Source organism: Bartonella sp. W8122, assembly GCF_016102485.1.
Taxonomy (GTDB): domain Bacteria; phylum Pseudomonadota; class Alphaproteobacteria; order Rhizobiales; family Rhizobiaceae; genus Bartonella; species Bartonella apihabitans.
Window position 1 is genome coordinate 2332818 of record NZ_JACFOO010000001.1, and the last position, 14664, is coordinate 2347481.

The following is a 14664-nucleotide window of genomic DNA, read 5'->3' on the forward strand; positions in this document are numbered from 1 at the left end:
AAGAATGTCGCGAATATTGGTTTTGGTTCGACACGGACAAAGCGAGTGGAACCTGAAAAATCTCTTTACCGGATGGAAAGATCCCGATCTTTCTGAAAAAGGATTGGAGGAAGCAATCTCCGCCGGGAAAAAATTGAAGGCAGCAGGATTGAAGTTCGACATTGCCTTCACATCCGCTCTGCAACGCGCACAACATACCTGCCAGCACATTCTGGATGAAATGGGCCAACCGAAGCTTGAAACAATCAAAAATCAGGCTTTGAACGAACGTGACTATGGCGACCTTTCCGGCCTCAACAAAGATGACGCCCGCAAGAAATGGGGCGAAGAGCAGGTTCACATCTGGCGTCGCTCTTACGATGTCCCACCTCCGGGGGGCGAAAGCTTGCGCGATACAGGTGCACGCGTTTGGCCCTATTACCTTCACAACATCCAGCCACATGTATTGCGGGAAGAAACGGTTCTCGTTGCAGCCCATGGCAATTCATTGCGCGCACTCATCATGGCATTGGAAGGCTTGAGTGGCGAAGAAATCGTCAAACGGGAGCTCGCAACAGGTGTTCCGATGATTTACGAACTCAATGCCGATTCAACAATCGCATCCAAAAAAGTGCTTGAATAGATAAATCTCATTTTAAACTTAAGCATGCCGGAACAAGTCTGCTCCGGCATTTTTTATATTCGCTGGTTTTTGAAGATAACCAGCATCATGAAAATTTTATATAAAGCTGAAGCCACAAATCCCGAAGCTGAGTTACGCGAAAATATAACGCTTGATATTAAAGACGATGCGGCATTGAAAAGACCAAGACCGCACTCCCCGACATCACACTACACGACATTACCCTGCTCGAAACTTCATACTCCCCGACACCACACCGCTTTACATTACCTTGCGCGACATTGCATCGTCGGCATTACCTCGCCTGACTTACTCTGCCCGACATAACACTACTGGACGTTCCATTGGCCGACTTACTCTTCGTGACGTTGTTCCGAACGACATTGTCCGACATTACATTGCTCAACGTGGCAATGCCTGACGTCGCGATACTTGATTTTGCACTGCTCGACATTACTCTGCGTAACGTCACATTGCTTCTCATTACACCGCCTGAGATCACACTACCCGATATTTGCCTAACGACATTATCCCACCCGACATTAGTCTTCGTGAAGTTGCTCTGCATGACATAACATTGCGCGACATCACACTACTCGGCGGTACACTGCCCGAGATCACGCTACCCGACATTTTCTCGACGACATTATACTGTCTTGCATTGCTGGTGGAAAAAACTACGTCATTTCAGTTCTGATGATTTTCCATCAATCGGCGAAATTGTCGCCGAGATAAATTCCATGTTGGCTTGTGGGCTAAACAAAATTCGGGTTGACAGTTAAAGATTGCCAGCTTAGATGGAACGCAATGCCCAGATGGCGGAATTGGTAGACGCGCAGGTTTCAGGTATCTGTGCTGCAAGGCGTGGAGGTTCGAGTCCTCTTCTGGGCACCAAAACATTCTGAAAAATATAATAAAAACAATAAGTTAAGAAAATTTATTTTCTTTCAGTCCACCCCACAGCCCACCTTTCGGCGGGCGCTTGCGGTGGTGTTAAATATCCAGCTTTGGCAAATTGTGAACAATCTTCATTGTTTCCAATGAAACTGTGATAACTCTTAATAAGAGTTCCAGCGGATAGGCAGGGTTATGCATGGTCTCTATTGCCCAGTCATTGGCATCATTAACAATACCGCTGGCTTTATCTGTCTTGACTCCCTGACGCTCCACCACCCAATCAATGGCAGATTTGCCATTGACGATATAGTCATAAGCTTCCAAAGGAATATCTTTGATGGTGATCTTGTCATTATAGATAATTGTTGAAAGATCTTTATCCTTACCATTGCGACCATATTTCATTTTTTGAACATAATAGTCGGAATCTTCCAAATTTTTATTTTTAGTGACAAGAGTGGCCGGATATTGCTCAATAGTTTCATAATTCAAATGCAAATTGGCCAAGGCGCGTCCAGCCTGTGAAAATGCCTTGAAATCATCAAACTTTTTAACCGCCGGTATGCGCGGCAATTCTTTCATCAGATTATCAGCAAAGCGGGTGCGGTAATCCTCAGAATGCAACAACCCATAAATATAATAAAAAAGGTCTTCCTTGCTGATGGTATTGTCTTGATAAGCCTTTTGAAAATGTTGCAAGCCCGCATCTGTTATCGCATCGCGGCGCTTTAATTTTGGCTTATCATCACTGGCAAACAAGCCTTCTTCCGCCGACTCTTGCTCATAAAGATACATCGGAAAGCATTGACCTTTCTCTATAGCATCCAGACATGTAATTTTATTAGATATAAAAGACGAAAAAGCACTTATAGCACCGATGCCTGAAACACAAATAACGGTATTTTCTGCTTCCGCATTAGGAAAAATAAGAGGAATTTTGTATATACTGTTATTAAACAATTTATCAAAATATAAAAATTCTTTAGTAAATGGCCTATACAGGCTAGATTTAATTTTATCTACTGAATAAATCCCCTTAACTTGTTTCCTAAATGCATCTTTTAAATCACCTGACCAGCTTATTTTTGTTGTGTCGAGATTAATAAAATCATCTATTTTCAATTCTTTAATATTTGAATTATTGAAACAGTTAATTTCAGAATTATAAAAATCAATCATGCTTTGCATGTTATTTGACAGTTTGCTTTTAGAAAAATTATAAGCCCAAGCATCTCGGTTCGTTTTCACACCGGAAGAATAATTATCAAAAATGGTGATGCTTGTTTTGACTTTTTTATCGCCAATAGCGATAAATTCATTAAAGCTATCATCACGTTGGTTAACCCAGTCATTATGAGCATCGGGGATGATGAGTTGCCATTGGCCTTTTAAACCTGAGATGGATGTAAGATCGGCGAGTTTTTCAAGCTTTTGCTCGGTGGTGAGATAGTCGCCGATATCATGAAAGAAAATCTTTCCATGCTGCTTGGAAGCAGGGTTTTTCACTAATATAGAAATGGCAATCGGCGCGCGGGAACCTGAACCAAAGATTTTCCCACCTTCTTTGCGGGAACGCTCACCGGACGTACGCTGGTTACCACGTAAATGGAAAATATAAATATTGGAAAACTCTTCTGCCAAACATTTTCGCAAGCCGTCTGCCGATGAAGATTCGATATAACCGGCATTGGTGACGAAACCGATGACACCGGCCTCGCCAATCCGGTCTGAAGCCCAACGAATTGCACGAATATAGCTGTCATATAACGACGTTCTTAATTTAGCATTTGAAAATTTCTCATAAGTGTCGGCAATGCGCTGATCTAATTTCAAATATGATAAGTTTTGATTATTATCATTCTCACTTTTTTGCCCAACCGAATAAGGCGGGTTGCCGACGATAACTTTGATATCCAAGGCCATCTGGTCTTTGCGACGCTGGCTATTATCAACCAAAATGTTGTCAATCAAGTCGCCCTTTTCGCTCATCTGGAATGTGTCGGTGAGCAAAATACCGGAGAAAGGCTCATAGTCTCCCCCGACAAGGGCATGGTAGGCCGATTCAATATTGACGGCAGCAATATAATAAGCAAGCAGCACCAGTTCATTGGCATGAAGTTGGTGTTTATAAACGCGCGGCAAATCTTGCTTTGCAATCAACCCACTTTGCATCAGCCTTGTAATAAAGGTGCCTGTGCCAGTGAAAGGGTCCAGAATATGCACGCCCTCGCTACCCAAGCTCTGGTTGAATTCAGCTTTTAGCACATCATTGACACTGTGCAGGATAAAGTCCACCACCTCGACCGGCGTATAGACAATACCCAGTCGCTCGGTCATTTTTGGGAACGCATTACGGAAAAACTTGTCATAAAGTTCAACAACCAATTTCTGGCGGCCTTCTGCCGAGTTGATACCCCCGGCACGCATGGCAACGTTGTGATAAAATTCATCCAGGCTTGTCGATTCTTTATTAATATTGAATTCACTTAGCACATCCAAAACTTTCTGGATAGCTTGCGACATCGGGTTATGAGCTGTAAAGCTATAATCCGAAAACAAGGCATCAAAAACCGGCTTAGTGATGAGATGTTGTGCCAGCATCTCGATGATCTCGTCGTCGGTGAGAGCATCATTCAAATCATCTTTCAATTCGGCGGAAAATTCCCTGAATGTCGCAATGGCCTTGGTGTTTTCTGGATTTTCCAAAATGGCCTTGATGCGATCGATATGAGTGCGGGCTATTTGGGCAATGCCATTGGCCAATTCTTCCCATTGGTGTCGATTACCGACCTTTTCAACTACTTTGGCTATAATTGCCCGTTCAAACTCAGTTACCTCAAAAACAAATTCGCCTTGATGTTCCTCTGCCGCATCTGAAGCGGGTTGGGCTTTACCTAAATTATATTGACGCTTTGCAAGACCTGTTGCTTCTTTCATTACTTTTTTACGTCTCTTACCAAGATCGGTAACAGCAATGACTTCCATTTTTTGCGGATCAACACCATTTAAAGCTATTTTATTGATCATCGCATCGAATTGATCGTCATGCGAACGTAGTGCCTGCAAAACCTGCCAGACGACCTTGTAGGTCTTGTTATCATTCAGGGCTTCATGCGGCTCTACACCTGATGGGATAACCACTGGCAGAACAATATAACCACGGGTTTTACCTGGCGCATTGCGCATAACACGCCCGACCGATTGCACCACATCAACCTGACTATTGCGTGCAGTTAAAAACAAAACTGCATCCAAGGCTGGTACATCCACGCCTTCAGACAGACAGCGCACATTTGACAAAATGCGGCACGTGTCTTTGGGAGCCGGTGATCTAAGCCACTGGATTTTTTCTTCCTTTTCACTGGCATTCATGCCGCCATCAACATGGCGCGCCTCGCAATGCAGCTTAACGGACGTTTCTTCCTCATCAGTTGCGGTGCGCTGGTATTCTTCCACCACCGCCTGAAACATGCTCGCAATCTGGAGGGATCCAACCTTATTGCTTTTTTTCCGGTCAATCACCTGACAAAAGGCAACAGCGCGTTGCATCGGGCTGACATCACCTTGAAGACTTTCACTCGAATCCTGTTTCGACAGCGCCTTCCAGCAACCGATAATCTTGGTTGCATCATCCACCCGCAATTCGTTATTCTCGTCTTTGAGAAGATTTTGCAAACGGCGGTTGATCAGGCGTTCTTCAACTGACAACAAAATCACCTTGTAGTCAACTAAAAGGCCGCGCTCTACCGCTTCCGAAAAAGTCAAAACATATAGGTCTTTGCCATAAAAGTCCGGATTATTCATAGAGTAGGGTTGTATTTTTTCAGTCTCAGCTTTACGTTTGGCGTCATCACTAAAGATGCGAGGCGTAGCGGTCATATAAAGACGTTTTGCCGCTTTAATAAAATCATTATTATGAACGCGAACAAAAGCACTTTCTTCGTCACCTTCATAGGTCTGTCCAGTTGTGCGGTGCGCCTCGTCACAGATGACAAGATCAAAAGCAGGCAAGTCATAATTTTTTTGCGCTTGAGAAATCACATCGATAGAGTGATAGGTCGAGAAAATCACACTCATGGCGTTTTCTTCGTACCAAGCAATCATCTCCTCGGCCAGTCTCTTGGCATCGGTCGTGGCGGGATATTGCAGCTCGTGCACAAAGGTCTGCACACTGTCATCGTCTTTTCTATCGCGTTTTTTACCAACCTCTGCATCCGAACAAACAGCAAAGCTATGCAATTTGGTTTCGCTCTGTTGTGTCCATTCCGTCAATGTCTGGCTTAATAAGGCAAGGCTTGGCACAAGAAACAAGACCCGTTTTCCTTTGCCGGCCTGTGCCTCTGCAATTTTAAGACTGGTGAAAGTTTTACCTGTACCACAAGCCATAATAAGCTTGCCGCGATCGGCCGTCTCCAAACCTTTCAGTACATTTTTTACAGCTGTTTCTTGATGTGGCCTTAACTTTTTCTTGTCGTGAATGACAAGCGCTTTATCCGGTGCATATTTTTCCCAATCAATAACACTTTGTTCAAGAGCTGCAAGATCAATTTTGCTGACCGGAATTTGCTGGTTTTCCAGCATCGCCTCAGCGTTATTACCCCAATGATTGGTTGTGCAGATGATAAAGCGGTTTACAAAAGGTCTTTGACCGGATGCCGCCATAAAGCTGTCTATATCTCTTTTTTCAATTTTATGGTCCGGGGCATAAAATTTGCACTGTATAGCATGAAGTTCACCCTTTTTGGTTTGGGCTACAAGATCAATCCCCTTGTCTGTCCCATCTTTGCCATGTGACACCGCCCAATCTCTAAACGTCCATACCTGTGAATAAAGATCAGCATAAAAAGGTTCGTGTTTCAGATAAGCAACGATCAACTCTTCAAAATAGGTACCTTTTTCACGCTCGGACGCCGCAGCATTGCGAAAACGGTTCAAGACCTTTTCAAGGGATGTCTGTTCTAGTACCTCGCTCATGCTATTGCCTCCGCTAAAATGTACGCAGCCTTTGACTGATTTATGTACAAAAGTCATACCTTAATCATCAAAAATGAAAAGACACTTTCATTAAAATGATGTTTTTTAATGTGTGAAAGTCATGCAGCTATCATTAAATTAAAGTTTTTGCGGTATTGCTCCCTACCCGTTTTAATTGATAAAAAGTCAGTGCCTTTGGCACGCTACCGCCATAAGACAGATAGAAAATCAAAATAATCAAACACCAATAAAAAAGATACGCATGAACCCCATGCCGGTTTAGGCTTACATAAGGTTCACGACTTTAGTCCTCCCCCAAACTCTTCATTTTTTACCGGCTTTTGAAAAAAATCATCAAAACCAAAGCTATATCTTACTTATGTTTGTTAATACGTCACAGATTGCCAACAGCTCTGCGATAGATTGTTTTAATATCTTTTGGGAAGATGCCATATCAAATCTCCAATACAGGAAAGTCGCGAATAATTTTCATGGTTTCTAATGAAACCGCAATAACTCTTAATAATAAATCCAGCGGATAGGCCGGATTATGCATCGTCTCGCGTGCAAAATCATTGGCATCATTGATAATTCCGCTTGTTTTATCAATGCGTATACTTTGCCTTTCCATCACCCAGTCGATCGCGGTTTTATTGTTGACGATATAGTCATAAGCAAGAAGAGGAATTCCCGTAATGGTAATTTTGTCATTGTAATGGATGACCGAGCGGTCTTTGTTTTTGCCCCTCCCGCCATAGCGCATTCTGGTTACATAAAAATCGGCCGGCCCAAGTTTCTTCTTTTTTGTTACAAGTTTGACGGGATATTTTTCAACGCTTTCATAATTCACATGCAAGTGCCCCAATGCACGACCGGCGCTCACAAAAGCCTTGAAGTCTTCAAGCGTTTTGACAGCGGGAATATGCGGCAATTCTTTGACGAGATTGTCGGAAAAACGGGCTCGAAAGTCTGGTGAATGCAAAATCCCGTAAATGTAATAAAACAGGTCTTCTTTCGTGATGTGATTATCCGAATAGGCGGTTTGATAATATTTTAACGCCTCGTCGGTGATAGCATCGCAACGCTTGAGGCCGCCCTGTTTAGCGCCGTCTTTTCCCCTTTCACGCGCATGGTGTTTTTCATAAAAATAAAGCGGGAAACATTGGCCATTATCTTCGAACTGGAAATCTGTAATTCTGTCCGACATAATGACTGAAAAACCGCCGCGCTTGCCATTACCGGACACACAAATAGCAAGGTTTTCCGAAGCCCTTGCCGGAAATATTTCTTTCATCGAATATGAACTGTGATTGAATCGCGGGGCGCTATAATGCCATGACTTTGTAAACGGCCGGACATTGGACATTTCGGTCAAATTTTCCGAAAAGGTTTCTTTGATCTGTTTTTTAAAACTTGCCTGCCAATTGCCGCCGCCCCAACTGAATTTTTTTACGTCTTTTTTGACAAAATCTCGCACATTGACGATTGTATTGGGAAAGCGTTTCCTATAGCGGGAATATCGGTCAATTTCCTGATTATAAAACTCTGTCATCCGCTTGACGTTTTGCAAGAGCTTCGTTCTTGACGCGTTATAGACCCAGGCATCCCGCCCCGAAACAACGCCGCTTGAATAGAGTTTGAAAATGGTGAGGCGCTGTTTATTCTTTTTGTCGCCCATTACAGGAAAATTTCTGAAACACCCGTCGCGTTGATTAAGCCAATCGTGATAATTGTCGGGAGAAATTTTTTGCCATTTATCTTTGAGGCAGGCAATGCTTTTGAGCTTTTTAATTTTTTCAAGCTTTTGAGTAATGTCGAGATAATCGCCAATATCGTAGAAAAAAATCTGCCCCTTTTGTTTGGCAAGAGGATTTTTGACAAGGAGTGAAATGGCAACAGGTGCGCGTGAACCGACACCGAATATATTGCCCCCTTCTTTTTGTCGCAATGTGCCGGATGTGCGTGCATTTCCCCTTAAATGAAAAATGTAGATATTGGAAAATTCTTCGGCAAGACATTTGCGCATGCCATCGGCTGAGGCGGATTGAATAAAACCGGCATTGGTTACAAAGCCGATAATGCCGCATTTGCCGATATAATCGGACGCCCAACGGATAGCACGGATGTAGCTGTCATAAGAAGAACGCTTGCCACCTTTTGTCAATGTCGAAGCAAGATAGGTTTCGGCAATCCTCCGGTCAATTTCCGGATATTTCTGATTGGCCGCATCATCATTGGCGCTCTCCTGCCCTGTCGAATAAGGCGGATTGCCGATAATAATCCGGATATCCGGCAAATCGCGTCTGTTCTCATAATTGAGCTTCCTATGATCCGGTTGGCGATCGTGGCTGTTGGCAGAGTCCACCAATCGGGATTTGTCTTTTTCACTGGTCACAAATGTATCGCAAAAATGGACACCTGAAAAAGCCCGATAGAACGTGCCGTTTTTCACTTGATAGGCTGTTTCGATATTGAGCTTGGCGATAAAATTGGCAAGTAAAACGACCTCATTGGCGTGAAGGTCGTTCTTATAAACCCGTTCTAAATCTTCTTCTTTGATCAACCCGCACTCGATCAAACGGGCAATAAAAATGCCTGTTCCGGTGAAAGGATCAAGGATTTGCACGCCTTGACTTCCCCACGACCGGTTGAACTCGGTTCGCAAAATGTCATCGACGCTGTGAAGAATAAAGTCCACAACTTCGACAGGCGTATAAACAATCCCTAAACGATTGGTGATTTTCGGAAAAGCTCTGCTGAAAAATCGGTCATACAATTCGGCAATGAATTTTTGACGGGCTTCCGGTTTTTGTTCCAATCCTTTTGCGCGTTCTGCAACAGCTTGATAGAATTGATCGAGGCTTTCCTTTGGTAAAATGCTGTGAATATCGTCAAAAGTGTTGAAAATTTTGCGAATGGCTTTTCCCGATAACGGGTTATGTTCGGCAATACTGGAACGTGAAAATAAACTATCGAAAACAGGTTTGCTAACGAGATATTGTGCCAACAGTTCAACGATGGCATTCTCGTTAGAGAGGCTATCAATGTCTTTGCCGAGAAACTCTGAAAACTCGTCGAAAACAGCACCTATATCCGCTTTGTCAGCATTTTTAAGACGTTGCGCAATTTGCGTGATGTCACTTTGTACTATCTTTGCTATATCACTTGCCCGTTCCTGCCAAAAACGGGCACTGGCAAATTTCGCCGCCGGCTTTGTTGTTTCCAGAAAATCCAATTTCATCCCGCAAAAAATTTATCAACGGCAAAGATTTACCGATTTCGAAGAAACATTTCTATGTCTGAACTCTGGTCGGGACATCCCCTTATTCTCCCTCGGGTAAGTATATTTTATTGCTTCCTATCATAGAGATAGCTGGTATTCAAATTGGCGAGACTGCGAAAATCTTCATTTTGTTTTAAAAGCCCGCCCGACAATCTTTCAAAATACGTTTCTCAAACAGTGATTTTCTGTTTTTGCATCTGTTAAAATCCTGTTTCAAAAGCAATTAACCGTTTGTCAGCATGTGAAATATTGATATGTGGGGAATTATATCTGACATAGCAACACCGGATATTTTTGACGGAAGGATAATTTACCTAATTACAAATTTCACCAACAACATTGTGCTTTATAATGTATGTTTCAGCAATTTCATATAAATCTCCTGTCTTATATTAACTTTTATAAAACAATTCATATTTTCAACTTTTTGTATTGATTATAATTTGAATCATTTCAAACACAGAATACAGAAAGAATAGGGCTATAGCGTCCACAATGACACTCATTACCAATGCCGCCAATTTAATAACCAATGCTCCCATGATGAGAGCTGTCATATTCCCTAAGATACTGACGACGAAGATATTCGGTATGTAGTGTTGCAAAACTTTCGGGCCGGTTACGCGTGTGCGCAACTTTAAAAATGTTGAACAATCGGAAAATACCTCTTCTTGTGGGGTAAATTTCCACTGATAGCTGATTATAGAGTTCCGCAAACCGCCTGACACATAATCATACCAGTCAGTTTGGTCTAATAGATCGTTTTTACACCAGGGAAAGCTGCAACTTGAAATGTCGGAATTAATTGGCAATATTGCCGAAAACCTTGACGTAGCAATATTAACCTTCTCATTTTCCTCGTCATCGCGAATTTTCCGGTCGATCGACGGGGGAAGTTTCAACTTGTCGTTAAAATGGAAACCGATACATTCTATGGCTTCATAGGCTCCCTGAAAGTCGCGGCCAAGCGGCCGTATCTGATAGAGAAGCGGACCGGTAGAATTTCGGTCAAGATAGACTCTGAGTGCAAAATAAATCCAACTATCAGCGTTCAACCTTCGCTCGCAGATTGGATGGCCTTACTTTTGATAGATAATAATGTTCCCGTCGAATCCGGAAATGTTTCCAATTCCAAAGCCGATTTATCGATTTGTTGCTGTACCATAACCGCCAAAACTGATTGATGAAGGTGCGTCACATGTTTGTCCAGAACCGCACCACCGTTCGCTTGTCCGGCTTACCGAATATGTACGGCCGTTATCATCCTTAACAGCATTCCGGATGCCCACACTCATACTGTTTGCGGCATAAGACGATCCAATAGAAACAGTCAAAATAGCAATAGATGATAAAACAGCAGGTAAAATACGCCTATTATTCTCCTCTCACTTAACAAAAAGCACATTTACCAGTAGGTAAATGTGAAAACAAAACCGCCTATTTGAAATCTTGCAATTCCTAAACCGTCTTTTATTTTTTGCTGAACAACATCTTGATCTACATTGTCCTCGTTCCAGCTGAATCCAAAAGCACCGTTATGCCAGGTGCTTTCAACACTGGCAGAACCGAATAGGTCTGATTGTTCTCCATTTGTATAAATCTCAAAATTACCGTTTTTCAAAGCGGCTAGTTGTTTTGAGATACTACCATCTTCATCGCCAAGCATTTTTTGAGCTTCGGTTAATTGAGCGCGGACAACATTTTTTGCAAGCTGCTTAAATTCATCCATCGACATATCCGACGGCACACGTTGATTTATTTTACCACCTTGTAGATTGACTTTAGCCCAATCAGAGCAATGGATCATCATCATAGCATCATAACTCATAGGTTCATCATGTGTTGAGTAATATTCAACGAGCTTTGCAACTTGTTCAGCTGATGGTTTTTTATTAGGGTCCCACGTAATTGATGAAATTGCGGATTGTGTTCGGTCGGAAACAGTCGTATCAGCACCTACTTTTACAGTCGGTTCTTCGTTTTTCTTGGATTTTGCGGCTTCGGGGTGCGCTATATCAGTGATAAGCTTGAGCGCGATCTCTCCGCGCACACCGGATAAAGAATGTACAGATGTAACCATTGTCTCTCTCCACAACGATCATGGACGAGTGCCAATCCTCATGATTTCACGCTATCCGATAATGTATTTTTCATGAATACGCTTAGATTGTATCACACAAAACACTAATCGAAAAGACTTTGTTGTTTGTTATCGTCCTGCTCTATTTTGCTTGTGCCGGCAGCGCGAAGCGATAGCAAAAAGAGAGAGAAGTGTCGTACCAAACCATGTGCAACATTTTGCATTCAAATTTCGCCAATAAGCAGGCAAAAAAATTGAATGAAACAGATTTCAGACCGTTTTCTATTATGATTTTTATAATGCACTATTTGTAATGTATTATTATGAATAAAAATCCCGATTGTAGGTCGGTGAATTTCCACCTGATATGTTAAAAATTATTGACGAGCTAAAAAGTGGAAACAACGATTTTTGCCCCCAAGCATAAAACCTTGAGATTGAATTCAGGACCTCTTTCCTTGGGACATTTCAAGAGTTGTTATGTTCTTCAGGTTTACTTTCAGCTATTTTGCGGGTGGTTGGAACGGCGCAGAAATTCGCGTGTTGGCCCGTCAAACTGGATATGTCCCTGATCGAGAACAATAACACGTTCTGTCAAATTCAGAATATCAAAACGGTCTGTCGACACGACCATTGTTGTATCGGGCTGTAGTATGTTTTTAAGCACATTGGCAACGCGTGCCTCCTGTTTTTGCGACAATTGCGAGGTCGGCTCGTCCAGAATGAGAATCTTGCGTTTTGTCAGTGCAAGGCGTGCCGAGGCCAGCATTTGGCGATGTGCAGGATTGGGATAAAATCCGGCATCGCGCCATGTTACTTCCAGTTTATCGGCAATTTGCATTTCGCCACTTACAAGATCAAGCTGATGGAGAATGTTTTCACATTCTTCGCGCGACAACCGCCTTTCCAGACACAAAAATTCATAAACCGAGCTTGTCAACATCACATGTTCCTGCCAGGCATAATGAATGAGATGTTTGATCGATTCATCGCCGGCATGGAGCGGACGTTTTGAAAACGTAATTGTACCTTTTTCAAGTGACAGATAGCCGGCCAGCAATTTTAACAACGTGCTTTTGCCGCTCCCGTTGCGCCCGAAAAGTGCAACTTTCTGTCCCTTCGGTATAACAAGATCAAGATCATCGAGAATAACCTTTTCACTGTTATAGGCAAAAGTTCCATGTTCAATTAGCCATAATGGCGATTTGAGATTTTCGTATTTTTCAAGATGGATCGGCTGTTCCTGATTGTCGGAGCTTTCGCCGATAAGTTTTTTCAACCGCTTGTAACTAAGATGGGCTCCATAAGCCTCATAGACAATACTTGAAACACCGAACAATGGCATCAACATACGGCCGGCAAGCAGAATAACCGCAAAAATCGCACCCTGATTTAGAGAACCGGCAAGCACCAGATAATAAGCCATAATGACAATGAGCACGAGCTGAATGCCATTGATTGCATAATTCAAACGCTGGAAAGCAGCAGTTCGTTGATAACGCTTTTGCCAGGCTTCAATATCGGTCTCGGAATCGGACATATAGCGATCACTGACAACATCCGGCCGACCAATAATCGAAGCCACCATCATATCAACGGGTGTCGGAGGGTCGCGATGAAGTGGCCGTTCTTTAAACTGCAACTCTGCCTGTCGCCAATAGTAATACATGACGCAAAAAATAATGGCGATGATAAATAACGGAACAATGACAACCCATTGCCCGAGTATGGCAATAACCAAAAGAAAGAGCAGAATGAAGGGAACATCCACGACATTGAGATTCAAAGTCAAAAGCGCAAAATTGCGCACCATTTTCCAGTCATCAAGTGCCCGGAACTGGGCAGCGCCCCATTCATTCGACTGGCTGGCATTGACACGCAAAAGCCGCCTCACAATGTTGGGTTCGATTGTTGTGTGAATGCGCTGGATGAGCGAAATATTGAGCTTCTGGCGGTCACGACGAAGCAGGAATTCACCGAGCAATGCCAATGCGACTCCAATCGAAAAAGTCCATAACGATGCAGATGCATAGGCCGGTAAAATGCGGCTATAAATTGCATTCAGATAAAGCGGTGTGACCACAATCATCAGATTGATGAAGATCGAGCCGAAAAGCAATTTCCATAGAATAGAAACCGCCACCGGATCGGAAGAAATAAGGCGGCGCAAATCGAAATTATCAAGAAGGCTTGCTTTGAAAACCTGATATTGCGGAATGCATTGATCAGTAAATTTTTGAGCTTTTTCTTGAGCAGTTTTTGAGCCGCGATTTTCCGCATTGCCCAATTGCGCTATATCGCGCTTGTCATCCGTTTTGGCAATTGCATCAAGTTTCACAACCTCGGCCGGATGCACAGCTTTTTTGAGAGCCTGCGGCTTTTCGCTTACCTCGGGAGGCCGTTTTTCCAGTTCAAGGGAAGGTTCGATTTTGCTTTCAACGGTCACCACATCAGCAGCAGAACGGATATCATCAGCTTCGGCTGTGTGGCGGCTTTGCTCTTTATCTTCATCAAGAAAAACGAATGTCCCGTCATTTGCTATTTCCACCGCGCGGTAATTACCCGCAGGGGTTAGCACAATATAGACGCCGCCAATTTGCAAAGCCGATTGTTTGTTGACGCGAACGATGTGAACGCCGAGTTGACGCTCGACGAGCTTGATCAAGGTTTCGTCGCCCGACATTGGCAAAGTACGCAGACGCTGCCAGTGAAAAGGAAGAGAACCGCGTATTTTGTTACACGCGGTTTCCAGAGCGTCGATCAAAGGAGTCATTCGGTTTTTTCCAGCTGTTATCGGTCAGGCGCTAC

General features: G+C 43.2%; 8 protein-coding genes and 1 tRNA gene. 4 read left to right on the forward strand and 5 right to left on the reverse strand.

What is annotated here, in order from left to right:
• The first annotated feature begins 4 nt into the window (after positions 1 to 4).
• The 4 genes from H3S83_RS10080 to H3S83_RS10095 all read left to right on the forward strand — a co-directional run bounded on the left by H3S83_RS10080 (position 5) and on the right by H3S83_RS10095 (position 1516).
• Entirely contained in the window at positions 5 to 622 is a 618-nt protein-coding gene (locus H3S83_RS10080; RefSeq protein ID WP_075914011.1) for a 2,3-bisphosphoglycerate-dependent phosphoglycerate mutase, read from the forward strand.
• Between the two features lie 87 nt (positions 623 to 709).
• Positions 710 to 949 carry a hypothetical protein gene (locus H3S83_RS10085; protein ID WP_198239601.1) on the forward strand — a complete coding sequence of 80 codons (240 nt, stop codon included), beginning with the start codon at positions 710 to 712 and terminating at the stop codon, positions 947 to 949.
• Positions 950 to 1035: 86 nt separating this feature from the next.
• Positions 1036 to 1197 (forward strand): hypothetical protein, encoded by a 162-nt coding sequence (locus tag H3S83_RS10090; RefSeq protein WP_210327926.1) that lies wholly within the window; start codon positions 1036 to 1038, stop codon positions 1195 to 1197.
• Positions 1198 to 1431: 234 nt separating this feature from the next.
• A tRNA-Leu gene (locus H3S83_RS10095) sits at positions 1432 to 1516 on the forward strand.
• 99 nt (positions 1517 to 1615) lie between these two features.
• Here the strand turns inward: H3S83_RS10095 and H3S83_RS10100 are convergent.
• From H3S83_RS10100 to H3S83_RS10120, 5 genes are all read right to left on the reverse strand, one after another.
• The gene (locus H3S83_RS10100) at positions 1616 to 6493 is read right to left on the reverse strand and encodes a type ISP restriction/modification enzyme (protein ID WP_198239603.1); all 4878 of its coding nucleotides are present in this window, start codon (positions 6491 to 6493) and stop codon (positions 1616 to 1618) included.
• Positions 6494 to 6947: 454 nt separating this feature from the next.
• Complete coding sequence (locus tag H3S83_RS10105; protein ID WP_198239604.1) at positions 6948 to 9728, reverse strand: DEAD/DEAH box helicase; 2781 nt, start codon at positions 9726 to 9728, stop codon at positions 6948 to 6950.
• A gap of 467 nt (positions 9729 to 10195) precedes the next feature.
• Positions 10196 to 10831 carry a hypothetical protein gene (locus tag H3S83_RS10110; protein ID WP_198239605.1) on the reverse strand — a complete coding sequence of 212 codons (636 nt, stop codon included), beginning with the start codon at positions 10829 to 10831 and terminating at the stop codon, positions 10196 to 10198.
• A 350-nt stretch (positions 10832 to 11181) separates the two neighbouring features.
• Positions 11182 to 11856 carry a hypothetical protein gene (locus tag H3S83_RS10115; protein WP_198239606.1) on the reverse strand — a complete coding sequence of 225 codons (675 nt, stop codon included), beginning with the start codon at positions 11854 to 11856 and terminating at the stop codon, positions 11182 to 11184.
• Positions 11857 to 12355: 499 nt separating this feature from the next.
• Positions 12356 to 14629, reverse strand: coding sequence for an ATP-binding cassette domain-containing protein (locus H3S83_RS10120; protein ID WP_198239607.1), 2274 nt, complete (start codon positions 14627 to 14629; stop codon positions 12356 to 12358).
• Positions 14630 to 14664 lie beyond the last annotated feature (35 nt).